This is a genomic window from Actinomadura sediminis (assembly GCF_042675525.1).
Classification (GTDB): Bacteria; Actinomycetota; Actinomycetes; order Streptosporangiales; family Streptosporangiaceae; genus Spirillospora; species Spirillospora sediminis.
This window is the reverse complement of the sequence record NZ_JBHTJA010000100.1, coordinates 1-25,663: the sequence shown is the minus strand read 5'-3', so window position 1 is coordinate 25,663 and position 25,663 is coordinate 1. Positions and strand designations below refer to the sequence as shown.

Genomic DNA, 25,663 nt, shown 5'->3' with positions numbered 1-25,663 from the left:
TGCGGCTGGCCGCGGACGGCGCCGCGCACCTGGTCCTGGTGTCCCGCCGGGGCCTCGACGCGGCGGGCGCGCGGGACCTGGCGGACGAGCTCGCCGCCGCGGGGACCCGCGTCACCGTCGCCGCCTGCGACGTCGCCGACCGGGACGCGCTGCGCGACCTCCTGGACGGGCTGCCCGAACCGGTCACGGCCGTGGTCCACGCGGCGGGCGTCCTCCCGGAACCGGGCCCGCTCACCGGCGGGGGCGGCCGGGACGCGCTCGCCGCGGCGGCGCCCGCGAAGGTCGCCGGCGCCCGCAACCTCGACGAACTGCTGGGCGACCGGCCGCTGGAGGCGTTCGTGCTGTTCTCCTCCGGTGCCGCCGTGTGGGGCTCGGCGGGGCAGGCCGCCTACGCCGGGGCCAACGCGTACCTCGACGCGCTCGCCGCCCGGCGCCGCGCCCGGGGCCGCGCCGCGACCTGCGTCGCCTGGGGGTCCTGGGGCGGCGGCGGGATGGTGGACGAGGGGACGGCCGCGTACCTGCGGCGGCTCGGCGTCGACGAGATGCCCCCCGAACTCGCCGTCCGCGCCCTGTGGCAGGCGCTCGCGCACGACGAGCCCCATCTCGTCGTGACCGATACCGACTGGGCCCGGTTCGTCCCGCCCTACACGCTCGGCCGGGCGCGCCCGCTGCTGGACGACCTGCCCGACGCGCGCGCCGCCGCGGCGGGCGGCGACGCCGCCGACGCCGAACCGGGCGACGGGGCGGACCTCGCGGACCGGCTCGCCGGGCTGACACCGCCCGAGCGGGAACGGGTGCTGCTGGATCTCGTCCGTTCCCTGACCGCCGCCCTCCTCGGCCATGACGTCGGGGACGTCGAGCCGGGACGGGCGTTCAAGGACCTCGGGTTCGATTCGGTCGCGGCCGTCGAGTTCCGCAACCGGCTCAGCCGGGCGGCGGGCGTGCGGCTCCCGGCCACCCTGGTGTTCGACCACCCGACCGCCGCCGCGATCGCGGCGCACCTGGCCGCCGCCCTGTCCGGCGGCGCCGGGACGGCCGCGGCGGGCGGCGGGAGCGCCCCGCTCCCCGCCCGCCTCGACCGCCTGAAGAGCGAACTGGTCGCGGTGCCGCCCGCGGCGGTCGCCGCCGTCGGCCTGCTCGACCGGCTCCGGGCGATGACGGCCCGGCTCGGCGCGGCGGCCGGCGACGACCCCGCCGCCGGCGTCGAGAGCCGGCTGGCCGACGCCGACGCCGACGACGTCCTGGCGTTCATCGACAAGGAGTTCGGGGCCCGCTGATGGCTAACGAGGACAGGCTGCTCGACTACCTCAAGAAGGTCACCGCCGAGCTGCACCGGACCCGGGACAGGCTGCGCGAGCTCGAGGACGGCGTCGCGGAGCCGATCGCCGTCGTCGGGATGGGCTGCCGGTACCCGGGCGGCGTCCGCTCCCCGGAGGACCTGTGGCGGCTCGTCGCGGGCGGCGGCGACGCGATCGGCCCGGCGCCCGACGACCGCGGCTGGCGGCTCGGCGACGTGCTCGGCGACGAGTACGCCCCCGAGGGCGGGTTCGTCCGGGACGCGTCCGCGTTCGACGCCCGCTTCTTCGGCGTCTCCCCGCGCGAGGCCGTCGCGATGGACCCGCAGCAGCGGCTCGCCCTGGAGGTCTGCTGGGAGACCGTCGAGCGTGCCGGGATCGTCCCGGAGACCCTGCGGGGCACGCCGGTCGGGGTGTTCCTCGGCAGCGGCGGCCAGGACTACTCGACGCTGCTGGCCGCCGACCCCGAGGCGGCCGCGGCGTACCTGAGCACGGCCAGCGCGGGCAGCGTCATCTCCGGGCGCGTCGCGTACACGCTGGGGCTGGAGGGGCCCGCGATCACGGTCGACACCGCCTGCTCGTCGTCGCTCGTCGCGCTGCACGTCGCGTGCCGGGCGCTGGCGCGCGGCGAATGCTCGATGGCGCTCGCGGGCGGGGTCAACGTGATGTCCACCCCCGCACCGTTCCTGGCGTTCAGCGCGCAGAGCGGGCTGGCGCGCGACGGCCGCTGCAAGGCGTTCTCCAGCACGGCGGACGGCACCGGCTGGGCCGAGGGCGTCGGCGTCGTGCTGCTGCAGCGGCTCGCCGACGCGCGCCGCGACGGGCATCCGGTGCTCGCCGTGATCCGCGGGTCGGCGGTGAACCAGGACGGCGCGTCCAACGGGCTGACCGCGCCGAGCGGGCCGGCGCAGCGGCGCGTCATCTGGCGGGCGCTGGCGGACGCCGGGCTCGCCGCCGCCGACGTCGACGCGGTGGAGGGGCACGGCACCGGCACCACGCTGGGCGACCCGATCGAGGCGGAGGCGCTGCTCGCCACCTACGGGCGGGGCCGCCCGGCGGACCGTCCGCTGTGGCTCGGCTCGGTGAAGTCGAACATCGGGCACGCGCAGGCCGCCGCCGGGGTCAGCGGCGTGATCAAGATGGTGGAGGCGATCCGGCACGGCGTCCTGCCGAAGACGCTGCACGTCGCCGAGCCGTCCCCGCACGTGGACTGGTCCTCCGGGGCCGTCCGCCCGCTCACCGAGGCGCGGCCGTGGCCGGGCGACGGCCCCCGCCGCGCCGGGGTCTCGTCGTTCGGGGTGAGCGGCACCAACGCGCACCTGATCGTCGAGGAGGCCCCCGAGGACGCGACCGGGGAGACCGGCGGCACCGGGGAGCGGCACCGGCCCGCGGGCGGCCTCGTCCTGCCGCTGTCCGGACGCGGCGAGGCCGCGCTGCGCGCGCAGGCCGGGAACGTGCTGGAGCTGCTGGAGGGCGGGGCCGACCCCCTCGACGTCGCCTACTCGCTCGCGACGAGCCGCACCGCGTTCGAGGACCGGGCCGCGGTCACGGCGGCCGACGCGGACGCGGTGACCGCGGGCGTCCGGGCCGTCGCCGACGGCGACACCGCCCCCGGCGTCCTGCGCGGCGCACGCGGTACCGGCCGTCTCACCGCCGCGCTTTTCTCTGGTCAGGGCGCGCAGCGGGTCGGGATGGGCCGTGGGTTGTGTGAGGCGTTTCCGGTGTTCGCGGAGGCGTTCGAGGAGGTGTGCGGGCACTTTGCGGGGTTGCGTGAGGTGGTGTGGGAGCGGCCGGAGGTGGTGGATCGGACGGAGTATGCGCAGTGTGGTCTGTTCGCGTTCGAGGTGGCGTTGTTCCGGTTGGTCGAGTCGTGGGGTGTGGTTCCGGATTTTGTGGCGGGTCATTCGATCGGTGAGGTGACCGCGGCGTATGTGGCGGGGGTGTGGTCTCTGGAGGACGCGTGCCGGGTGGTGCGGGCGCGCGCTTTGTTGATGGGCGCCTTGCCTGCGGGTGGGGCGATGGTGGCGGTGCGGGCGTCGGAGGATGAACTCGTTCTGCCGGCCGGGGTGGAAGTGGCGGCGGTGAATGGTCCTTCTTCGGTGGTGCTGTCGGGGGATGAGGACGCGGTGGCCGGGGTGGCGGCCGAGTGGGAAGGCAAGGGTCGTAAGACGACGCGGTTGAAGGTTTCGCACGCGTTCCATTCGGCGCGCATGGAGCCGATGCTCGACGACTATGCCGAGGTTCTGGCCTCGGTCACCTTCCATCCGCCGACAATCCCGGTGGTGTCCACGGTCACGGGCGAAGCGGCGGGCGCGGTGCTCACGGAGCCGCGGTACTGGGTCGAGCAGGTGCGCCGCCCGGTGCGGTTCCTGGACGCCGTCCGCACACTGGAGGCCGAGGGGGTCGCGACGTTCGTCGAGGTCGGGCCGGGCACCGCGCTCTCGGCCGCCGGTTCCTCCTGCGTCACCGGTGACGACCCCGCCTTCGTCCCGCTGCTGCGCGGGGACGCGCCTGAGCCCGCGTCAGCGGCGAACGCCCTGGCCCGCCTGTGGACCCGTCACGTCCCGGTGAGCTGGGAGGGCGTGTTCGAGGGGACGGGCGCCCGCCGCGTCGCACTGCCGACGTACCCGTTCCAGCGGCGCCGCTACTGGCTCGACCCCCGTTCCAGCGCCGACGCGCGCGCCGCCGGGCTCTCCGCGACCGGTCACCCGCTGCTCGGGGCGGCGCTGACGCTCGCGGACTCGGGCGGCGTCGTGTTGACCGGGCGCCTGTCGACCGGGGCGCATCCCTGGCTGGCCGAGCACCGCGTCCGGGGCGAGGCCGTCCTGCCCGGGACCGGCTTCGTCGACCTCGCGGTGCACGCGGGCGACCAGGCCGGCTGCGCCCGGGTCGACGAGCTGACCCTGGAGGCGCCGCTGGCGCTGCCCGCCCGCGGCGACGTCCTGATGCAGGTCACGGTGGGAGAGCCGGACGAGGCGGGCCGCCGTCCCGTGGCGGTGCACGCCCGTCCCGACGAGCCCGGCACGGAATGGACCCGGCACGCCGTCGGGCTGCTCGGCCCGGCCGCGCCGCCGCCCGCCTTCGACCTGCGGGCCTGGCCGCCGCCCGCCGCCGAACCCCTGGACGTCGGCGGCGTCTACGCCCGGCTGTCGTCGCTCGGCCTGGACTACGGGCCGGTGTTCGGCGGGCTGCGCGCCGCCTGGCGCGACGGCGACGCCGTCCTCGTCGAGGTCGCGCTGCCCGAGCACGCGGCCGAGTCCGCGACCCGGTTCGGGCTGCACCCGGCCGTCCTGGACGCCTGCCTGCACGCCCTCGCCCTCGACGGGCTCGCGCCGGACGGGGACGGCCCCAGGCTGCCGTTCTCCTGGAGCGGTGTCTCGCTCCACGCGAGCGGCACCGCCGCGGTCCGAACGCGGCTCACCCGCGACGGGCCGGCGGGAGCGGTGACGATCGAGGTCGCCGACGTCTCCGGTGCCCCGGTCGCGACCGTCGAGGCGCTCTCGACCCGGCCGCTGCCCGCCGGGCGGGCGGCGTCCGGCGCCCGGACGGCGACGTCGCTCCACCGGGTGGAGTGGCGGCCGCTCCGGCTCCCGCCCGCCCCGCATCCGGACCCCCGGGCGGAGGTCATCGAACCCCGCACCGGCGGCTCGGTCCGCGACGCCGTCGCGGCGGCGCTCGGGGACCTGCGGGACCGGCTCTCCGATGATCCCGGCGCGCCGCTGGTCGTCCTCACCCGCGGCGGCGCCGCGGTGCCGGGCGACGCGGGCGCCGCGATCGACCCGGCGGCCGCGGCGGTGGGCGGACTCGTGCGCTCGGCGCAGGCCGAGCACCCCGGACGGATCTTCCTCGTCGACGTCGAACCGGGCGTCCCCGCCGCCGACGCCGCCGCCCTCCTGCCCGGCGTGCTCGCCGCCGGGGAGCCGCACGTCGCCGTCCGCGCCGGCGCCGGCCTCGTCCCGCGCCTGGCCCGCTCACCGGGCGGCCCCGAGCCGGCCGGGACGGCGGCGCCGTTCGACCCGGCCGGCACCGTGCTGATCACCGGCGGGACCGGCGCGCTCGGGGCGGCCGTCGCGCGGCACCTGGTCACCGCCCACGGCGTCCGCGGGCTGCTCCTGCTCAGCCGTTCCGGACCCGCCGCCGACGGGGCCGCCGACCTGGCGGCCGAGTTGACCGGCCTGGGCGCCGCCGTCGAGACGGCCGCCTGCGACGCCGCCGACCGGGACGCGCTGGCCGCGGCGCTCGCCGCGATCCCCGCCGACCGCCCGCTGCGCGCGGTGATCCACACGGCGGGCGTGCTGGACGACGGGGTCGTCACCGCCCTCACGCCGGAGCGGCTGGACACCGTGCTGCGCCCGAAGGCGGACGCCGTCCTGAACCTGCACGAGCTGACCGCGGGCCTCGACCTGACCGCGTTCGTGTCGTTCTCCTCCGTCACGGGCGTGTTCGGCGGCGCCGGGCAAGCCGGGTACGCCGCCGCGAACGCGTTCCTGGACGCCTTCGCCGCCCGGCGGCGCGGCGCGGGCCTCCCGGCGGTGAGCATCGCCTGGGGACCGTGGGAGAGCGGCATGGCGACGGCGTCCGGCACGCCCGGCCGCACCCACGTGTCCCGTGGCGGGGCGACCCCGATGCCCCTGGACGAGGCCCTGGCGCACCTGGACGCCGCGCTCGGCGCCCCCGACCCGGCACCGATCGCGGTCCGGCTGGACACCGCCGCGCTGCGCGCCGCGCCCGTCCTGCCGCCGCTGTTCCACGAACTGTGCCCGCCCGCCCGTCCCGTCGCCGGATCGGCCACCGGAGCGCGGGGCGCGGACGGCCGCCCGTTCGCCGACCGGATGCGGGCGCTGCCCGGCGACCGGCGGGCGGAGGTCCTTCGCGACCTCGTCGCCGGCCATGTCGCGGCCGTCCTGCAGTACGGGACGGCCGCCGAGGTCGACACGTCCCTCGCCTTCCAGGACCTCGGCTTCGACTCGCTGACGGCGGTGGAACTGCGCAACGCGCTGGGCGCCGCCACCGGCCTGCGGCTCCCCGCCACCCTGGTCTTCGACCACCCCACCCCGGAGGCCCTGGGGCGGTTCCTGGACGCGGAGCTGACGGGCGCGGCGCCGCACACGTCCGCCGTCGCCCGAGTCGCGACGCGGACGTCCGCCGACGAGCCGATCGCGATCGTCGGCATGGCCTGCCGCTACCCGGGCGGAGTGGCCTCGCCCGAGGACCTGTGGCGGCTGCTCGACCGGGGCGGGGACGCGATCTCCGCGTTCCCCGCCGACCGCGGCTGGAACGTCGCGCGCCTGTTCGACCCGACCGGGCGGCGACCCGGCACCAGCTACGTCTGCGAGGGCGGGTTCCTGCACGACGCCGCCGACTTCGACCCCGGATTCTTCGGGATCGGCCCCCGGGAGGCGCTGCTGATCGACCCGCAGCAGCGGCTGCTGCTGGAGACGTGCTGGGAGGCGTTCGAGCGGGCGGGCATCGACCCCGGGACGCTCCGCGGCACCGACGCCGGCGTGTTCACCGGCCTCATGTACCACGACTACGTCGGCGCGAGCAGCACCGGCGCCATCGCCTCCGGCCGGATCTCCTACACGTTCGGGCTGGAGGGCCCGGCGGTGACGGTGGACACGGCGTGCTCGTCGTCGCTGGTGGCGCTGCACCTGGCGGCGCAGTCGCTGCGGGCCGGGGAATGCTCCCTGGCCGTCGCGGGCGGCGCCACGGTCATGGCGACGCCGGAGACGTTCGTGGAGTTCTCCCGGCAGCGGGGGCTGGCGCCGGACGGGCGGTGCAAGGCGTTCGCGTCGGGTGCCGATGGGACGGGCTGGTCGGAGGGTGTCGGGATGCTGGTGCTGGAGCGTCTGTCGGACGCGCGGCGCAACGGTCATCCGGTGCTGGCGGTGCTGCGTGGTTCGGCGGTGAACCAGGACGGCGCGTCCAACGGACTCACCGCACCCAACGGCCCCTCGCAGCAGCGAGTCCTCCGGCGCGCGCTCGCCGATGCCGGTCTGTCGCCGTCCGATGTGGACGTGGTGGAGGGGCATGGGACGGGCACGCGGTTGGGTGATCCGATCGAGGTGCAGGCGTTGCAGGCGGTGTACGGGGGTGATCGGGATCGTGCGTTGTTGCTGGGTTCGGTGAAGTCGAACCTGGGGCACACGCAGGCCGCCGCCGGTGTGGCCGGTGTGATCAAGATGGTGCTGGCGTTGCGGCGGGGTGTGGTTCCGAGGACGTTGCATGTGGATGAGCCGTCGGGTGAGGTGGATTGGTCGTCGGGGGCGGTTGAGCTGGTCACGGAGGATTGTGCGTGGCCGGAGACGGGGCGGGTGCGGCGTGCGGGCGTCTCGTCGTTCGGGATCAGTGGCACCAACGCGCATGTGGTCTTGGAGCAGGCGCTCGAACCCGACCGGCAGGCGGACGCGAGCCGACCGGCTCCCAAGGACGTGGCGTGGGTCGTCTCGGCGGACGAACCCGCCGCGCTGCGAGCCCAAGCCGCTCGCCTCGCCGCCTCCGTCGAGGAACGGCCCGAACTAGAACCGATCGATGTCGCACTGTCCCTGACCACCACCCGTGCGCGCTTCCGGCACCGGGCCGTAGTGACGGGCGCCGATCGGAACACCCTGCTCAATGGCCTGTACGCGATCTCCGAAGACGTTCCCCACCCTGCGGTGACCACGGGTACGGCGACGTCCGGCCGCCTGGGCGCGCTTTTCTCTGGTCAGGGTGCGCAGCGGGCGGGGATGGGTCGTGGGTTGTGTGAGGCGTTTCCGGTGTTCGCGGAGGCGTTCGAGGAAGTGTGCGGGTATTTCCCGGGGTTGCGTGAGGTGGTGTGGGAGCGGCCGGAGCTGGTGGATCGGACGGAGTATGCGCAGTGTGGTCTGTTCGCGTTCGAGGTGGCGTTGTTCCGGTTGGTCGAGTCGTGGGGTGTGGTCCCGGATTTTGTGGCGGGTCATTCGATCGGTGAGGTGACGGCCGCCCATGTGGTGGGGGTGTGGTCGCTGGAGGACGCGTGCCGGGTGGTGCGGGCACGCGCTTCGTTGATGGGGTCCCTCCCATCGGGTGGGGCGATGGTGGCGGTGCAGGCGTCGGAGGATGAACTCGATCTGCCGTCCGGGGTGGAGCTGGCGGCGGTGAATGGTCCTTCTTCGGTGGTGCTGTCGGGGGATGAGGACGCGGTGGCTCGGGTGGCGGCCGAGTGGAAGGACCGGGGTCGTAAGACGACGCGGTTGAAGGTGTCGCACGCGTTCCATTCGGCGCAGATGGAGCCGATGCTCGACGACTATGCCGAGGTTCTGGCCTCGGTCACCTTCCACCCGCCGACCATCCCGGTGGTGTCGACGGTGACGGGTGAGCAAGCAGACGGGATCCTGGCCGAGCCGGGGTATTGGCTGCGTAATGTGCGGGACACGGTCCGGTTCGCCGACGCCGTCCGGACGCTCGAAGGCGAAGGCGTCCGGACGTTCGTCGAGGTCGGACCGGACGGTCCGTTGGCCGGTGCGGCCGCCGAATGCCTGAGCGCCGACGCGACGGTGATCCCTCTCCAGCGGCGGGACCGTCCTGAGGAGCAGGCCCTGGCGGCGGGGCTCGGACGGGCCGAGGCCGTGGGCGTCGCGATCGGATGGGAACGCGTCCTCGCCGGGACGGGCGCCCGCCGGGTCGACCTGCCCACCTACGCGTTCCAGCGGCGCCGCTTCTGGCTCGACGCCGGGACGGCCGGTGTCGGCGGGCCCGCTGACCATCCGCTGCTGAGCACGCGCGTAGAACTCGCCGACTCGACGGGCGTCGTGTACGGCGGCCGGTTCTCCCTCGCCACCCACCCCTGGATGGCGGACCACCGGGTCGGCGGTGCGGCGATCCTGCCGGGAACGGCGTTCGTGGAGATGGCCGTCCACGCCGCAGACGGCGCCGGTCTCGGGCGGATCGCCGAGCTGACGATCGAGGCGCCGCTCGTTCTCCCGGAGACCGGCACGGTCGACGTCCAGTTCGAGGTCGGCTCGCCCTCCGATGACGGAGCGCGGGCCTTCACCGTCCATGCCCGGGCGGAGACCGGCGGGGCGGACGCGTGGACGAGGCTCGCGTCCGGGGCGCTGGCCGCCGCCTCCGGCGAGCCGGAGCCGCTGGAGGCGTGGCCGCCCCCGGGCGCGGAGCCGCTCGCGGTGGACGATCCGTACGGCCGGCTGGCCGAGGCCGGATTGGACTACGGCCCCGGATTCCGGGCGCTGCGCCGCGCATGGCGGCGCGGGGACGATCTGTTCGCCGAGGTCGGCGCGCCCGAGGAGATCGTGGCGGAGGCCGGGCGGTTCGGCGTTCATCCGGCCGTGCTCGACGCTGCGCTGCACGTGATCGCGGCGGGCGGGTTCGGGGACGGGCGCGCGCTGCTGCCGTTCGCCTGGTCCGGTGTGGAGATGCACGCCACCGGCGCCACCGACCTTCGCGTGCGGATACGGCCCTCGGGCGAGGACGCGGTGTCGGTGGATGTCGCCGACGCGGCCGGTGCGCCGGTGCTGTCCGTGGACGCCTTGACCTTGCGGCCCGTCCCGGACGCCGGGTTCGCGCAGGCGCGCCCGGCCGCCGCCTCGCTGTTCCGGGTCGGCTGGGAACCCGTCCGGGACACCGGAGACGCCGACGCCCCGGCGGAGCAGCTCCGGACGTTCGCGGTTCCGCCCCCGAGCGGGCCGCCGGCCGCAGACGCCGTCCGCGCCGAGGTCCGCCGTGTCCTGGAGGCATTGCGGGACGTGGCGGATGACCCGGCCGCCGGGAGGCTCGCCGTGGTCACGCGTGGGGCGGTGGACATCGAGGGCGGCGGGGCCGCCGACCCGGTGGGCGCCGCCGTGTGGGGCCTCGTGCGCTCCGCGCAGTCGGAGAACCCCGGCCGGATACTCCTCGTGGACGCCGGCCAGGACCCCGACCCCGACCCCGAGGCCGAGGCGCGCGCCGTGCGCACCGCCGTCACGGCGGGCGAACCCCAGCTCGCGGTGCGGTCCGGTCGGCTGTACGCGCCCCGCCTCGCCCCGGTCACCGTTCCGGTTCCGGACCCGGAACCGGTCTGGGATCCCGCGGGAACCGTGCTGATCACCGGTGGCACCGGGACGTTGGGACGGCTCGTCGCGCGGCACCTCGCCGCGCGGCACGGCGTCCGGCGGCTACTGCTGCTCGGGCGCCGGGGCGCGGACGCGCCGGGCATGGCGGAGCTGGTCGCCGAGCTCGCCGACCTCGGCGCGACCGCGACGGTCGCGGCCTGCGACGCGGCGGACCGGGACGCGCTCCGCCGCACGCTCGCGGAGATCGACCGCGACGCGCCGCTGGCGGGAGTCGTCCACGCCGCCGGAGTCCTCGACGACGCGACGATCGGATCCCTGACCGCGGAGCGGCTCGACGCGGTGCTGCGCCCGAAGGTGGACGCGGCGCTGAACCTGCACGAGCTGACCGCGGACCTCGATCTGCGGGCGTTCGTGCTGTTCTCCTCCGCCGCGGGCGTCCTCGGCACGCCCGGGCAGGGCAACTACGCGGCGGCGAACGCCTTCCTGGACGCGCTCGCCGCCCACCGCCGCGCCCGCGGCCTGCCCGGCCTCTCCCTGGCGTGGGGGGCCTGGGAGGGGGACGGGATGGCGGGGACGCTCGCGGGCGCCGACGCCCGCCGCGTCCGGCGGGTCGGCATCGTGCCGCTCACCCCCGAGCACGGGCTCGAACTCCTGGACGCGGCGACCGCGGCGGCGGCCGCGGGCGGCGACGCCGCGCTCGTCCCGATCGGGCTGGACCGGACGGTGGTGGGCGCCCTCGCGGACGAGGCGCCGGCGCTGCTGCGCGGTCTCGCCCCCGCGCCCGCGCGGCGCGCCGCGGCGGGGGAGGACGCCGGGTCGGCGCTGCGCAAGCGGCTGGCCGGGATGCCCGCCGACCGGCGCCCCGCCGAGCTGGTGGACCTCGTCCGCCGCACGGCCGCCGCCGTCCTCGGGCACGCCGACGCGGTCGCCGTCGACCCGGACCGGGCCTTCACCGAGCTGGGCTTCGACTCGCTCACCGGGGTGGAGTTCCGCAACCGGATCAACACCGCGACCGGGCTGCGGCTGCCCGCCACCGCCGTCTTCGACCATCCGAACCCCCGCGCGCTGGCCGGAATGCTGGGGGAGCGGCTCGCGGACGGCGGTGAACCCCCCGCCTCCCGGGAGGCGTCCCGCGAGGCGGAGGTGCGCGCGGCGCTCGGGACGATCCCGCTGGCCCGGCTCCGCGACGCGGGCCTCCTCGATCCCCTCCTGGAGCTCGCCGGGACCGGCGGACCCGGCCTGCCGGGCACCGCCGCCGGGCCCGGCGACGGTGCGCCCCCCGCCGCGTCGATCGACGAGATGGACGCCGACGCGCTCGTCGGCCTGGCATTGGACTACGGCGCGGACGGAACGGACCTCGAGTACCGGGAGACGGAAGGAGCGTCCTGATGCCGGGAGCGGACGGCAAGGTCGTCGAGGCGCTGCGGGCCTCGCTGAAAGAGAACGAGCGGCTCCGCGAACGGAACCGCGCGCTCACCGCGCGGATCCACGAGCCGGTCGCGATCGTCGGGATGGCGTGCCGCTACCCGGGCGGCGTCGGCTCGCCGGACGACCTGTGGCGCATGCTCGAAGCCGGGGCCGACGGGATCACCGAGTTCCCGGACGATCGCGGGTGGCGGACCGAGAGCGTCTACGACCCCGAACCGGGCCGCCCCGGCAGCACCTATACACGCCACGGCGGGTTCCTGGACGACGCGGGCGCGTTCGACGCGGGCTTCTTCGGGGTGTCCCCGCGCGACGCGCTGGCCACCGATCCGCAGCAGCGGCTGCTGCTCGAAGGCGCGTGGACGGCGCTCGAGTCCGCCCGGCTCGACCCCGGGAGCCTGCGCGGCAGCCCCACCGGAGTGTTCACCGGAGTGATGTACCACGACTATCCGGGCGCGCACGGCTCCGGAAGCCTGGTGTCCGGCCGCGTCGCGTACACGTTCGGGTTGGAGGGCCCGGCGGTGACGGTGGACACGGCGTGCTCGTCGTCGCTGGTGGCGCTGCATCTGGCGGTGCAGTCGCTGCGGCGCGGCGAGTGCTCGCTGGCGCTGGCCGGCGGCGTCACCGTCATGGCCACCCCGGCCACCTTCGTGGAGTTCAGCCGCCAGCGCGGCCTGTCGCCCGACGGCCGGTGCCGATCCTTCGCCGACGCCGCCGACGGCACCGGCTTCGCCGAGGGAATGGGCGTGCTGGTGCTGGAGCGTCTGTCGGACGCGCGGCGCAATGGTCATCGGGTGCTGGCGGTGGTGCGTGGTTCGGCGGTGAACCAGGACGGCGCGTCCAACGGCCTCACCGCCCCCAACGGCCCCGCACAGGAACGGGTGATCCGGCACGCGCTGGCGAACGCGCGCATCGCGGCGGACCAGGTGGACGTCGTGGAGGGACACGGGACGGGCACGCGGTTGGGCGACCCGATCGAGGTGCAGGCGTTGCAGGCCGTGTATGGGCGGGATCGGGATCGTGCGTTGCTGCTGGGCTCGGTGAAGTCGAACCTCGGTCACACGCAGGCGGCCGCCGGTGTGGCGGGCGTGATCAAGATGGTGCTGGCGATGCAGCGCGGAGTGGTTCCGCGAACCTTGCATGCGGACGAGCCGTCACGTGAGGTGGACTGGTCGTCGGGCGCCGTCCGTGTGGCGAGGGACGCCGAACCGTGGAAGCCGGGCGATCGTCCGCGCCGCGCCGGCGTCTCGTCGTTCGGGATCAGCGGCACGAACTCGCACGTCATCCTCGAAGAAGCCCCCGAAGAGAGCCCCGACGCGCCGCCGGACGCGCCGACGACGGGCGCGCCCGTCCCGTGGGTCGTGTCCGCCCGGAGCGAGGAGGCCCTGCGCGAGCGCCTCTCCCAGCTCGCGTCCATGCTGGACGGACCGCGCCCGCACACGCCGCACGACGTGGCGTTCTCCCTCGCGACCACCCGCGCCCGACTGGAGCATCGCGCGGTCGTGGTGGCCCGGGACGAGGACGGCTTCGCCGAGGCCCTGCGGACGCGCGCGGTCGCGGCTCCCCACGGCTCCGGTCGCCTGCGGCCGGGTCGTTCGGCGGTGGTGTTCTCCGGTCAGGGTGCGCAGCGGGCGGGGATGGGTCGTGGGTTGTGTGAGGCGTTTCCGGTGTTCGCGGAGGCGTTCGAGGAGGTGTGCGGGCATTTCCCGGGGTTGCGTGAGGTGGTGTGGGAGCGGCCGGAGGTGGTGGATCGGACCGAGCACGCCCAGTGTGGTCTGTTCGCGTTCGAGGTGGCGTTGTTCCGGTTGGTCGAGTCGTGGGGTGTGGTCCCGGATTTTGTGGCGGGTCATTCGATCGGTGAGGTGACGGCCGCCCATGTGGTGGGGGTGTGGTCGCTGGAGGACGCCTGCCGGGTGGTGCGGGCACGTGCTTCGTTGATGGGGTCCCTCCCATCGGGTGGGGCGATGGTGGCGGTGCAGGCGTCGGAGGACGAACTCGACCTGCCGTCCGGGGTGGAGCTGGCGGCGGTCAACGCTCCTTCTTCGGTGGTGCTGTCGGGGGGTGAGGACGCGGTGGCTCGGGTGGCGGCCGAGTGGAAGGACCGGGGCCGCAAGACCACCCCCTTGAAGGTGTCGCACGCGTTCCATTCGGCGCAGATGGAGCCGATGCTCGACGACTATGCCGAGGTTCTGGCCTCGGTCACCTTCCACCCGCCGACCATTCCGCTGGTGTCGACGGTGACGGGCGAGCGGGCCGATGAGGAGCTGGCCGAGCCGGGGTATTGGCTGCGTAATGTGCGTGAGACGGTCCGGTTCGCCGACGCCGTCCGGACGCTCGAAGGCGAAGGCGTCCGCACGTTCGTGGAGGTGGGGCCTTCGGCCGTGTTGTCGGCCACCGGGCCGCACTGCTTGTCCGAGGACGGCGACGCGGCGTTCGTCCCGCTCGCCCGCGGGGACAACCCCGAACCCGAGACGCTGCTGCGGGCGATCGGCGCCGCGTGGTGCCGGGGCGTCGCCGTGGACTGGGCGGGCATGTTCACCGGCGTTCCGGTGCGGCCGGTCGACCTTCCGACCTACCCCTTCCAGCGCCGCAGGTACTGGCTGGAGTCCCGGCCCGGGGAGGTCGCGGCGACGCCGCCTCCGGCCGCCGCCGAGCCGCCCGAGCCGCAGGCGGTGCCGCTCGGGCCGCCCGGGCCGGAGCGGGAACGCCGCGTCCGCGAGCTCGTGCCCGCGCTCACCGCGACGGTGCTGGGCCATCCGTCGCCGGACGACGTCGACCCGGACCGTGGCTTCTTCGAATCCGGATTCGACTCCGCCGCGGCGATGGAACTGCGCGCCGCGGTCAACGCCGCGACCGGGCTCGACCTGCCCGCGACGGCCGTGTTCGACCATTCCACGCCGCGCGCCCTCGTCCGGCACGTCCTCGACGAGCTCGCCGCCCGCCCGTCCGGCTCTGTGCCGGGGCCCGAGGCCGCCGCCGGGCCCGCCACGCCGGTCGCCGGGGGGCAGGAGGCGGACACGTTGAGCGCCCTGTTCCGCGAGGCGGTGCACGCGGGCCGGATGCAGGCGGGCTTCGACATGCTGGACGCCGTCGCCGCCGCCCGGCCGCAGTTCTCCTCGCTCGCCGACCTCGGCGACCCGCCCGGAGCCGTCCGGCTCGCCGACGGGCCGCGCCCCACCGCCCTGTACTGCGTGCCGTCCCCGATGGTGCTCGGCGGGGTCCAGCAGTACGCGCGGTTCGCCGCCGCCCTGCGCGGGGAGCGGCCCGTCTCGGCGCTGCGGGTGCTCGGCGTCGACCGGGACGACGCCGTCCCCGCGACCGTCGCCGCCGCCGTCGAGGTGTTCGCCGAGGCCGTCCGGCGGGACGCCGGCGACGGCCCGTACGCGCTGCTCGGGATGTCGTCCGGCGGGATCCTCGCGCACGCCGCGGCCGGGCTGCTCGAACGGCTCGGGCACGGGCCGAGCGCGGTCGTGCTGCTGGACACGTACGTCGTGTGGAACGAGGCCACCCGCGACGTCTGGAGTCACATGCTGTACGGGCTGCTGGAGCGTGAACCGGAGCTCGGCCCCTACAACAGCGCCCGGCTGTCGTCGATGGGCCGCTACGTCCGGTTGATCGGTGAGGCCGAACCGCGCCCGGTGGAGGCGCCCGTCCTGTTCGTCGGCGCGGAGGAGTCGATCGTCGCGGAGCACCGGCGGGAAGCGGCGGAGCGCGGCACCGGTGTGGACGGCGGTGCGGACTGGCGTGCGAGCTTCGCCGGCGCGCACACCTCGATCCGGGTGCCCGGCGACCACTTCACGATGATGGAGGCGCACGCGTCCTCGACGGCCGGGGCCGTCGAGGACTGGCTGCGGGACATGTGCGGATGACGGGCCCCGCCGGGCCGGCGGGACGGGCCGGTCAGCGTTCCTCCACCAGTTCCTCGACCGGTTCCGCCCGCTTCTCCCGCTCCGGAGCCTCGGCGCCGTCCGCCCCGGCGAGCCGCACGTGGCGCAGCAGGAACGCGGCGAGCACCGCGGTCACGACCATGATCGCGGCGCCCGCCGTCGCCGACGCCCGCATGCCCTCGGTGAACGCCTCCTGCGCGGTCGTGAGCAGCGGCCCGCCGATCGCCTCCGGCAGATGCCGGACGACCTCGGTGGCGCCGCCGAGCGTGTCGCGGGCGGCCTCGGCGGCCTCCGGCGGCAGCCCCGACGGCACCGCCGTGTCCATCCTCGCGTGGTAGATGGCCGCGCCGATGCTGCCGAGCAGCGCGACGCCGACCGCGCCGCCGAACTCCGAGCCGGTCTCCGACAGCGCCGACGCGGAACCCGCCCGCTCCGGCGGGGCCGCCGCCACGATCATGTCGACGGCGAGGGCGCCGACCGCGCCCGATCCGCCGATGATGCCGAGGAAGCCCGCGGCCAGTACGAGGGTGGGGCTGTCCACCCGGATCTGGGTCAGGACGGCGAAGCCGACCGCCATCAGCACCATCGCGCCCGCCACGATGTACCCGGGAGGGACCCGGCGGGCCAGCAGCGTGGCCGTCAGCACCGCCGCGCCCATGGCGGGGGCGACGAGCAGCGTCCACAGTGCGGCCGTCAGCGGGCTCATGCCCAGGACGAGCTGCATGTACTGGGTGCCGAAGTAGCCGAACCCGACGATCGCGAAGATGCTGAGGACGTTCGCGCTGATCGAGATGCTGAAGGCCCGCTTCCGGAACAGCGCCACGTCCAGCATCGGGTCGTCGAGGCGGTGCTGGCGGCGGACGAACAGCACGCCGGCGAGCAGGCCGAAGACGATGAACGCCGGCGGCCGCCACTGCAGGCCCTCCTCGGCGAGCGCCTTGATCCCGTAGACGACGGGCAGCACGGCGGCCAGGGACAGCAGCGCGCTCTGCAGGTCCAGGCGGCCCGCCCCCGGGTCGCGGTACTCCGGCAGCAGCAGCGGCGCCAGGATCAGCAGCAGGACCATGACGGGCACGTTGACCAGGAACACCGAGCCCCACCAGAAGCTCTCCAGCAGGACCCCGCCCAGCATCGGGCCGAGTCCGGCGCCGCCGGAGAACCCGGCGGTCCAGATGGCGATCGCGGTGCGGCGCTGCCGGGCGTCGTGGAACATGTTGCGGATCAGCGAGAGCGTGGAGGGGGCGAGCGCGGCCCCGGCCACCCCCAGCAGCGCACGGGCGAGGATCAGCATCTCCGCGCTCTGCGAGTAACCGGCCAGCACCGAGATCGCCCCGAAGGCGGCGGCGCCGATGAGCAGGACCCGGCGGCGGCCGATCCGGTCGCCCAGCGACCCCATCGTGATCATGAAGCCGGCGAGCATGAAGGCGTAGATGTCCATGATCCAGAGCTGCTGGGCGCTGCTCGGGCCCAGGTCGGCGCTCAGGTTGGGCAGCGCGAAGAACAACGCCGTCATGTCCATCGAGATGAGCAGCGTGGGCAGCACCAGCACCGCGAGTCCGATCCACTCGCGCCTGCCGGCTCGTGCGGCTGTGACGTCCATGGCGGCGATTATACGTTTGTCTTATAAGTTTGTATAGGACGCCCGTTTGATAGGGTCCGCGTGTGGGACACCGGGAAGATCTACTGGCCGGAGCGAAGCGCTGCCTGTACGAGCGCGGCTACGGCCGCACAACCGCCCGTGACATCGTGGCCGCGTCGGGGACCAACCTCGGCTCGATCGGCTACCACTTCGGGTCGAAGGACGCTCTGCTGACCGCCGCGATCATCGATTCCTTCGCCGAGTGGGGAGCGGAGCTCGACGCGGTGATGGGGTCGCTGACGACGGCCGCCGACGCCGACTCCGAGGCGGACTGGTTCGAGCGGTTCGAGCACGCCTGCACGCTGCTGATCGAGTCGTTCGACGGGCACCGCGCGCTGTGGGTGTCGGCCGTGGAGGCGTTCGCGCAGGCCGAGCACATCCCCGAGGTCCGCCGGCAGCTGTCGGCGAGCCTCGAGGAGACCCGCGAAGGGCTCGTCGAGGTGCTCGAACGGTTCGCCTCGCACGTCAGCTCGCGGACGGCGCGCACCAGCGCCTCGCTCCTGATCGCGCTGCTGCCGGGCTTGGCGCTGCAGTGGCTGCTCGATCCCGAGCGCGCCCCGACGGGCGAGGAGCTGGGGCACGCCCTCCGCGAGCTGCTGCACGGCCCGTCCGGCCCCTGACCGGCCCGTTCCGCCTCCCGAATTCCGCGGACGATTCCGCCCGCGGCCGGCTAGGGGTGCGCTAGGGGTTTCGCCCATATCGGCGGCTGCATAGGCTCGCGGCACTACGGGTCGCAATTTCGTTATCGGTGATTCTGGTGTGCGTGAGCCGTCACCGGACGAACTCCCGTCGACCAGGTCGAGTCTGTCGAATGGACGAACATGCGATTCTTGCCGGATTCAGCGGAACTGAACGCCGTCGTTCTCGGAATGGGATACGTCGGCTCGTGCGTCGCCGCCGCACTCGCCGACCGCGGGGTGCGCGTCACCGGAGTCGACGTCGACCCGGGCCTCGTCGCCGAACTGGCCGGGCGGTACTGCCGCTACAGCGAAGCGGGGCTGGCCGGCCTGCTGAACTCCGGGCTGGACGCCGGGACGCTGCGCGTCGGGACCGACTACGCCGCGGTGCGCGACGCCGACGTCGTCATCGTCGCCGTCGGCACCCCCATCCGCGACGCCGGTGAGCTGGACGACTCCCAGCTCGCCGGCGCCTGCCGGGAGCTGAGCCGGTGGCTGCGGCCCGGCCAGCTCCTCATCTTCAAGAGCACCGTGCCGCCCGGGCGGACCCGCGAGCTGGTCGTGCCGATCCTGGAAAGCGGCGGCCTGGCCTGCGGGACCGACTTCGGGCTGGCGTTCTGCCCGGAGCGGCTCTCGGAGGGCACCGCGCTGCGCGAGCTGGCCGAATTCCCGATCGTCGTCGGCGGCTGGGACGGCGACAGCGCGGCCGCGGCGGCCGCCTTCTGGCGCCGGACGATCGGGGTGCCGGTCATCCCCTGCGCCTCCCCGGAGGCGGCGGAACTCGTGAAACTCGCGGACAACTGGTGGATCGACCACAATATCGCTCTCGCCAACGAACTCGCGAAACTCTGCGGCGCCTTCGACGTCGACGTGCTCGACGTCATCGAGGCCGCCAACTCCATTCCCAAGGGAAACGGGAATGTGAACATTCTGCTGCCGGGCGTCGGCGTCGGCGGGTCGTGCCTCACCAAGGACCCGTGGATGACCTGGCGGGCGGCGCGCGCCCGCGGTGTCGAGCTGCGGACCATCCCGGTCGCCCGCGAGGTGAACGACGGGATGCCCGCGCACACCGCCGGGCTGATCCTGGACGGTCTCGCGGACCTCGGCCGCGCCCCGGACCGGGCGGTCGTCGCCATCATGGGACTGGCGTTCAAGAACGACACCGGCGACCTGCGCGCCACCCCGACCCGCGACGTCGTCGACAACCTGCGCGACGCGGGCGTCGACGTGCGGCTCTACGAACCGCTGTCCCGCCCGGAGGAACTGGAGCGGACCTTCGGGATGAAGGCCCGCGAGACGCTCGACGACGCGGTCGCCGACGCGGACTGCATCGCCGTGCTGGCCCGGCACCGGGAGTTCGACGCCGTCGACTTCGCCGCGCTGCGCCGCCTGGCCGCCGACCCCTGCCTGCTCTTCGACGGCCGCGCCCACTATCCGCGCGAGCGCGTCCGCGAACTCGAGGACGCCGGCTACGTCTACCGCGGCATCGGGCGGTGACGGGCATGGCGAAAGTGGTGGTGACCGGCGGGAACGGCTTCATCGGCGGCCATCTGGTGTCGCGGCTCGCCGCGCGCGGCGACGACGTGACGGTGTTCGACCCGGGCCCCGTCCCGCCGGACCTGGCCGTCCCCGGCGTCCGGTACGCGACGGGCGACATCCGCGACCCGGACGCGGTCGCCGCCGCGATCCCCCTCGACGTGGACGTCGTATACCACATGGCGGCCGTCGTCGGCGTCGACCGCTACCTGAGCACCCCCCTCGACGTCGTCGACATCAACGTCATCGGCACCCGGCACGTGCTCGACCGCGCCGGGCGGGCCGGGGCGAAGCTCGTGCTCGCCAGCAGCAGCGAGGTGTTCGGCCGGAACCCGGCCGTGCCGTGGTCGGAGACCGCGGACCGGGTGCTCGGCCCCACCGGCACCGACCGCTGGGTGTACTCGACGAGCAAGGCGATGGCCGAGCACCTGGTGTTCGGGTTCGCGGCGGCCCACGGGCTGCCGGTCACGGTCGTCCGGTACTTCAACGCCTACGGCCCCCGGCAGCGCCCCGCGTTCGTCGTCAGCCGGACGATCCACCGCGCGCTGCGCGGGCTGTCCCCGGTCGTGTACGACGACGGCGGCCAGACCCGCTGCTTCACCTACATCGAGGACCTCATCGACGCGACGGTCGCGGCGGCGAACGACCCGAAGGCGGACGGCGAGAGCTTCAACGTCGGCAGCTCCGTCGAGACGCCCGTCCGGAGCGTCGTCGAGCTGATCACCGAGCTGACCGGGGTGCCGCCGACCGTGGTGCCGGTCGACACCCGGGAACGGCTCGGCGACCGGTACCAGGACCTGACCCGCCGCGTCCCCGACACCGCGAAGGCCGCCGAGATCCTCGGCTGGGAGATCACCACCCCGCTGGAGGAAGGCGTCCGCCGCACCATCGACTGGGCGCGGGACAACCCGTGGTGGCTGGCCCTGCCCGACAGCGGCCTCTCGTGACTGGAGCACGGCATGTACGACGGTGAACTCGCCGACATCTACGACCTCGTCTACCGCGCGCGGGGCAAGGACCACGCCGCCGAGGCCGCCGACGTCGCGGCCCTGGTGCGGGAGCGGCGGCCCGGCGCGCGCAGCCTGCTCGACGTCGCATGCGGGACCGGGGCGCACCTGCGGCACTTCGCCGCGCTCTTCGACCGGGCCGAGGGGCTGGAACTGTCGGACGACATGATCGCCGTCGCCCGGCGGCGGCTGCCCGGCGTCCCCCTCGCGCGGGGCGACATGCGCGACTTCGACCTCGGCCGCACCTTCGACGCCGTCACCTGCATGTTCAGCTCCATCGGGCACATGGCCGACACCGCCGAGCTGGACCGCGCGGTGACGCGGATGGCGCGGCACCTGGAGCCCGGCGGGGTCCTGGTCATCGAGCCGTGGTGGTTCCCGGAGACCTTCCTGCCCGGCTACGTCGCCGCGGACGTCGCCCGCGACGACGACGGCCGCACCGTCGCGCGCGTCTCGCACTCGGTACGGGAGGGCACCGCCACCAGGATGGAGGTCCAGTACCTGGTGGCGGCGCCCCACGCGCCGATCCGGCACCTCACCGACACGCTGCACATCACCCTCTTCGAACGGGACGACTACACCGCGGCGCTGCGCCGGGCCGGCTGCGAACCTGCCTACGTGGAGGGCGGCCCGTCCGGGCGGGGACTGTTCGTCGGCGTCCGCGGCTGAACCGCGGCCCGCACCGCCGTGACCACCGCGTCCGCGGCCGCCTTGTCCAGGTGCGGGCCCATCGGCAGGCTCAGCACCTCCGCCGCGAGCCGCTCGGCGACCGGCAGGGACCCCGGGGGCCACCCGGCGGCCGCGTACGCGGCGGTGCGGTGCACCGGAACCGGGTAGTGGATCTGGGTGCCGATCCCCGCGTCGGCCAGCCGCCGCCGCAGCTCGTCCCGCCGCGGCGACCGGACGACGAACAGGTGCCACACCGGCTCCGCCCACGGCGCGACGACCGGGAGCGCCAGGCCGTCCAGCCCGTGCAGGTCCCGCAGGTAGCGGGCGGCGACCCCGGCGCGGCGGGCGTTCCACTCGTCGAGCCGGGCGAGCTTGACGCGCAGCACCGCCGCCTGCAGCTCGTCCAGCCGCGAGTTCCCCGCCACGATCTCGTGCCGGTACTTCACCCGCGACCCGTAGCTGCGCCGCAGCCGCATCCGCCCGGCGAGCGCCGCGTCCGACGTGACCACGGCGCCGCCGTCGCCGAGCGCGCCGAGGTTCTTGCCCGGGTAGAACGAGAACGCCGCGGCCAGCGACCCCGCCCCGATCCGGCGTCCGCGGTGGCGGGCGCCGTGCGCCTGCGCGGCGTCCTCCACCACGGCCAGCCCGTGCCGGGCGGCGATCGCCGTGATCGCGTCCAGGTCGGCCGGCTGCCCGTACAGGTGCACCGGGAGGATCGCGCGGGTCCGTGCGGTGATCGCCGCCTCGACGCCGGCGGGGTCGAGGTTGGCGGTGTCCTCCGCGGGCTCCACCGGGACGGGGCGCGCGCCCGCGGCGCTGACCGACCGCCACGACGCGAAGAACGTGTGCGACGGGACGATCACCTCGTCCCCCGGGCCGATCCCCAGCGCCAGCAGCGCGATCTCCAGCGCGTCCCCGCCGCTGCCGACGGCGACGCAGTGCTCCGCGCCGCAGTACGCGGCGAAGTCCTCCTCGAACGCCGCGACCTCGGGGCCCTCCAGGTACCGGCCGGACGCCAGCACCCGCCCCACCGCCGCGTCGATCTCCGCGCCCAGCTCCGCGTAGGCGGCGCGGAGATCGAGGAACGGGACGGCGGTCACGACGCGGCCCGGGCGTCGTGCAGGAAGGCGTCGTAGTCCCGGTAGTACTCGGCCTCGTCGTACGGCTCCGACACCAGCCACAGGCCGACCGTGCCGGGAGCGAAACCGACCATGTCCCGCCAGATCATCGGCCCGACGTACAGGCCCCGCCCCGGGTCGTCCAGGAGGAACCGGTCCCGCTCGAAGCCGTCGTCCACGATCACCTCGAAGGAGCCGTGCACGGCGATGATGAGCTGCCGCAGCCGGCGGTGGCCGTGCGCGCCGCGCCGGCGCCCGTCCGGGACGTCGCGGATGTGGTAGGCGCGCTTGATGTCGAAGTCGATCTCGCTGCCGCACTCCACGACGGTGAGGGTGCCGCGCGGGTCGGTGTACTCGGGCAGCTCGACGATGCGGCACGGGTCGGTCCGGCCGACCGCCCGGCCGCCCGGGGGAGAGGGGGAGGGGGCCGGGGAGGCCCCTGACGGCGCCGAGGAGGACAGGGCCGAGGAGGACAGGGCTGAGGAGGACATCGCCTTCCTTCGCGTCCGGCCGCCGGCACGGCCCCGCCCGGACCGTCCGTCCGGGCGATCCTTCTGGTCGGCCGCCTGGACGACGCGGCCCCACCGGCTCCGGCGGCGAGGATCATGACGTCCCCGACGCTAAGCCCGGCCCGGTACGGGGAGCACCCCTACGCGCCCCCTAACCACCGGGAATCCGTTCGCCGCCCATGGGAACGGGCCGCCGCGCCTGCTTACGCTCGTCCCGCGTTTTTCCGGTGTCCGTGTGCGAACAGGAGAACCCATGCCCACCGTGTTGATCATCGGGGGCGGTGTCGCGGGACCGGCGTCCGCGATGGCGCTGCAGAAAGCCGGCCTGGACCCGATCGTCTTCGAGGCGTACGACCGGACGGCGGATGGGATCGGCGCCAACCTCGTCCTCGCCGTCAACGGCCGGCACGCGCTCCACGAGCTGGAGATCAAGTCCGCCCTCGACCGCGGGTTCGACATCCCCCGCAACCAGTACTACATGGGCAACGGGCGGCGGCTGTCGCTCGTCCCGAACGGGAAGCTGCTGGACGACGGGACGGCGAGCCGCGCCATCAAGCGCGGGGACCTCTACGTCGCGCTGCGCGACGAGGCGATCGCGCGGGGCGTCCGGTTCGAGTTCGGGATGCGCATGGTCGACGCGGAGAACACCGGCGACGGGGTCGTCGCCCGGTTCTCCGACGGCACCGAGGTCAAGGGCGACCTGCTGATCGGCGCCGACGGCCTGCACTCCACCCTCCGCAAGATCATCGACCCGGACGGGCCGCCGCCCCGGTTCGGCCGTCTCCTCAACACCGGCGGCTACACCGACGAGGTGGACGTCCCCGGGGTGACCGGCACCGAGAACATGCTGCTCGGCAAGCGGTGCTTCTTCTCCTACGTGCACGACCCCGACGGGCAGGTGTGGTGGTACGCCGCGCCGTCCTGGCAGCAGGAGCAGTCCCGCGAGGAGCTGGCGCGGACGATGGGGCCGGACCGGTGGCGCGCCCACCTGGAGGAGCTGTTCGCGGACGACGACACGCCGGCCCTCGACATCATCCGGGCCACCAAGGACATCTGGGCGCCCTGGCCCATCCAGGACCTGCCGAAGGTGCCGCACTGGCGCTCCGGCCGCATGCTGATCATCGGCGACGCCGCGCACGCCGTGTCGCCCGCCGCCGGGCAGGGCGCCTCGATGGCCATCGAGGACTCGGTCGTGCTCGGCCAGTGCCTCCGCGACATCCCGGACGTCCCGGCGGCGCTCGCCCGCTTCGAGGAGCTGCGCCGCCCGCGGGTCGAGCGGGTCGTCGCGTTCGGCAAGCGGGCCGGCGACCTGATGATCGTGCCGAACCAGTTGCGCCGCCGCGTCCGCGACATGGTGCTGCCGATCCTGTTCCGGCGCATCGCGCTCAACGAGGCGGCGTCACTGAGCTGGGTGTACGACCACCGGCTGAACTGGGACGAGACGGTCTCGCCGAGCGCCGCGGCCGCCTGATGGACGCGCGGCGCGACGAGCCGGTCGCGATCGTCGGGGCGGCCGCCCGGTTGCCCGGCGCGGACGGGCCGGACGAGTTCTGGCGGTTGCTGAGCACCGGCACCGACGCGGTCACCGGCGTGCCCGCGGACCGGCGGGACGCCGTGCCCGCCGGGCCCGGGGCGCCGCGGCGCGGCGGTTTCCTGACCGACGTCGCCGGTTTCGACGCCGCGTTCTTCGGCGTCTCGCCGCGCGAGGCCGCCGTCATGGACCCGCAGCAGCGCCTGGCGCTGGAGCTGGGGTGGGAGGCCCTCGAGCACGCCAGGATCGCCCCCGACCGGCTCGCGGGCGCCCGCACCGGGGTGTTCGTCGGCGCCATCTGGGACGACTACGCGACGCTCGCGCACCGCCGGGGCATCCGGGCGATCACCCCGCACACGCTGACCGGGCTGCACCGCAGCGCCATCGCCAACCGCCTGTCCCACCTGCTGGGCCTGGCCGGGCCGAGCATGGCCGTCGACACCGGCCAGTCGTCGTCGCTGGTGGCGGTGCACCTGGCCTGCGAGAGCCTGCGCCGCGGCGAGACGACGCTCGCGCTCGCCGGGGGCGTCAACCTCACCCTCGCCCCGGAGAGCACCGCGGGCGCCGCGGCGTTCGGCGCCCTGTCGCCGGACGGCCGCTGCTTCGTGTTCGACGCCCGGGCCAACGGCTACGTCCGCGGGGAGGGCGGCGGCCTGGTCGTGCTGAAGCGCCTCGCGGACGCGGTCGCCGACGGCGACCGGGTCCTGGCCGTGATCCGCGGCGGCGCCGTCGGCAACGGCACCGGCGACGCCCTCACCGTCCCGGACCGCGCCGCGCAGGAGGCCGTCCTGCGGGCCGCGTACGAGCACGCCGGGGCGGACCCCGCGCGGGTCGGATACGTCGAGCTGCACGGCACCGGCACGCCCGTCGGCGACCCGGTCGAGGCCGCCGCGCTCGGCGCGGTGCTCGGCGCCGCCCGGCCGCCCGGCCGCCCGCTGCTCGTCGGGTCCGCGAAGACGAACGTCGGGCACCTCGAAGGGGCCGCGGGCATCGTCGGGCTGCTCAAGGCGGCGCTGAGCGTCCACCACCGCAGCGTCCCGGCGAGCCTGAACTTCGCGACCCCCCACCCCGCGATCCCGCTGGAGTCGCTGAACCTGCGCGTGCCGACCGAGGCGGTGCCCTGGCCGGACGGCGCGCCGCTCGCGGGGGTGAGCTCGTTCGGCATGGGCGGCGCGAACTGTCACCTGGTGCTCTCCGCGCCCGAGCCGGCGGCCGCGCCCGCCGCCACCCCGTCGGCCCTCGGGCCGGGCGCGTCGACGCCCGCCGTCTGGCTGGTCTCCGGCATCGACCGGGCGGGCGTCCGCGCCCAGGCGGGGCGGCTGCACGCCCGGCTCGCCGGCG

At 75.0% G+C, this 25,663-nt stretch carries 12 protein-coding genes; 9 read left to right on the top strand and 3 right to left on the bottom strand.

Annotated elements, in window-relative coordinates:
- The 3 genes from ACFQ11_RS30830 to ACFQ11_RS30820 form a co-directional block, all read left to right on the top strand.
- Nucleotides 1–1,277, top strand: a 1,277-nt coding sequence (locus ACFQ11_RS30830) for a beta-ketoacyl reductase (protein ID WP_378305064.1), incomplete at its 5' end; no start/stop codon positions are given.
- Nucleotides 1,277–11,713 carry an SDR family NAD(P)-dependent oxidoreductase gene (locus ACFQ11_RS30825; RefSeq protein WP_378305062.1) on the top strand — a complete coding sequence of 3,479 codons (10,437 nt, stop codon included), beginning with the start codon at nucleotides 1,277–1,279 and terminating at the stop codon, nucleotides 11,711–11,713. The genes ACFQ11_RS30830 and ACFQ11_RS30825, both read left to right, overlap by 1 nt.
- Nucleotides 11,713–15,618 (top strand): type I polyketide synthase, encoded by a 3,906-nt coding sequence (locus ACFQ11_RS30820; protein WP_378305060.1) that lies wholly within the window; start codon nucleotides 11,713–11,715, stop codon nucleotides 15,616–15,618. Before ACFQ11_RS30825 ends, ACFQ11_RS30820 begins: the two co-directional genes overlap by 1 nt.
- 31 nt (nucleotides 15,619–15,649) lie before the next feature.
- Here the strand turns inward: ACFQ11_RS30820 and ACFQ11_RS30815 are convergent, their stop codons facing one another.
- A complete protein-coding gene (locus tag ACFQ11_RS30815; protein WP_378305066.1) occupies nucleotides 15,650–17,248 on the bottom strand; it encodes an MFS transporter in 1,599 nt (532 codons plus the stop codon).
- A 50-nt stretch (nucleotides 17,249–17,298) separates the two neighbouring features.
- Between ACFQ11_RS30815 and ACFQ11_RS30810 the strand changes: the two genes are divergently transcribed.
- The 4 genes from ACFQ11_RS30810 to ACFQ11_RS30795 all read left to right on the top strand — a co-directional run bounded on the left by ACFQ11_RS30810 (nucleotide 17,299) and on the right by ACFQ11_RS30795 (nucleotide 21,164).
- Nucleotides 17,299–17,895, top strand: coding sequence for a TetR/AcrR family transcriptional regulator (locus ACFQ11_RS30810; RefSeq protein WP_378305058.1), 597 nt, complete (start codon nucleotides 17,299–17,301; stop codon nucleotides 17,893–17,895).
- 201 nt (nucleotides 17,896–18,096) lie between these two features.
- Entirely contained in the window at nucleotides 18,097–19,449 is a 1,353-nt protein-coding gene (locus ACFQ11_RS30805) for a nucleotide sugar dehydrogenase (protein WP_378305056.1), read from the top strand.
- Nucleotides 19,450–19,454: 5 nt separating this feature from the next.
- Nucleotides 19,455–20,435: an NAD-dependent epimerase/dehydratase family protein gene (locus tag ACFQ11_RS30800; RefSeq protein WP_378305054.1), complete on the top strand. Its 981-nt coding sequence runs from the start codon at nucleotides 19,455–19,457 to the stop codon at nucleotides 20,433–20,435.
- A 12-nt stretch (nucleotides 20,436–20,447) separates the two neighbouring features.
- A complete protein-coding gene (locus tag ACFQ11_RS30795; protein WP_378305051.1) occupies nucleotides 20,448–21,164 on the top strand; it encodes a class I SAM-dependent methyltransferase in 717 nt (238 codons plus the stop codon).
- Here ACFQ11_RS30795 and ACFQ11_RS30790 read toward each other — a convergent pair.
- A complete protein-coding gene (locus ACFQ11_RS30790) occupies nucleotides 21,110–22,264 on the bottom strand; it encodes a DegT/DnrJ/EryC1/StrS family aminotransferase (RefSeq protein ID WP_378305049.1) in 1,155 nt (384 codons plus the stop codon). The genes ACFQ11_RS30795 and ACFQ11_RS30790 overlap by 55 nt on opposite strands.
- Nucleotides 22,261–22,773, bottom strand: a complete 513-nt coding sequence (locus tag ACFQ11_RS30785) for a sugar 3,4-ketoisomerase (protein ID WP_378305047.1) — start codon at nucleotides 22,771–22,773, stop codon at nucleotides 22,261–22,263. Before ACFQ11_RS30785 ends, ACFQ11_RS30790 begins: the two co-directional genes overlap by 4 nt.
- Before the next feature lie 271 nt (nucleotides 22,774–23,044).
- Here ACFQ11_RS30785 and ACFQ11_RS30780 point away from each other — a divergent pair, with 271 nt between their 5' ends.
- Together ACFQ11_RS30780 and ACFQ11_RS30775 are read left to right on the top strand one after the other, a co-directional pair.
- Nucleotides 23,045–24,262: an FAD-dependent oxidoreductase gene (locus ACFQ11_RS30780; protein ID WP_378305045.1), complete on the top strand. Its 1,218-nt coding sequence runs from the start codon at nucleotides 23,045–23,047 to the stop codon at nucleotides 24,260–24,262.
- A partial coding sequence (locus ACFQ11_RS30775; RefSeq protein ID WP_378305043.1) for a polyketide synthase occupies nucleotides 24,262–25,663 on the top strand: 1,402 nt, incomplete at its 3' end. The genes ACFQ11_RS30780 and ACFQ11_RS30775, both read left to right, overlap by 1 nt.

Coding starts and splice junctions, on each gene's coding strand:
- ACFQ11_RS30825 (WP_378305062.1), top strand. CDS start 1,277: ATGGCTAACGAGGACAGGCTGCTCGACTACCTCAAGAAGGTCACCGCC.
- ACFQ11_RS30800 (WP_378305054.1), top strand. CDS start 19,455: ATGGCGAAAGTGGTGGTGACCGGCGGGAACGGCTTCATCGGCGGCCAT.
- ACFQ11_RS30820 (WP_378305060.1), top strand. CDS start 11,713: ATGCCGGGAGCGGACGGCAAGGTCGTCGAGGCGCTGCGGGCCTCGCTG.
- ACFQ11_RS30780 (WP_378305045.1), top strand. CDS start 23,045: ATGCCCACCGTGTTGATCATCGGGGGCGGTGTCGCGGGACCGGCGTCC.
- ACFQ11_RS30805 (WP_378305056.1), top strand. CDS start 18,097: ATGCGATTCTTGCCGGATTCAGCGGAACTGAACGCCGTCGTTCTCGGA.
- ACFQ11_RS30785 (WP_378305047.1), bottom strand. CDS start 22,773: ATGTCCTCCTCAGCCCTGTCCTCCTCGGCCCTGTCCTCCTCGGCGCCG.
- ACFQ11_RS30795 (WP_378305051.1), top strand. CDS start 20,448: ATGTACGACGGTGAACTCGCCGACATCTACGACCTCGTCTACCGCGCG.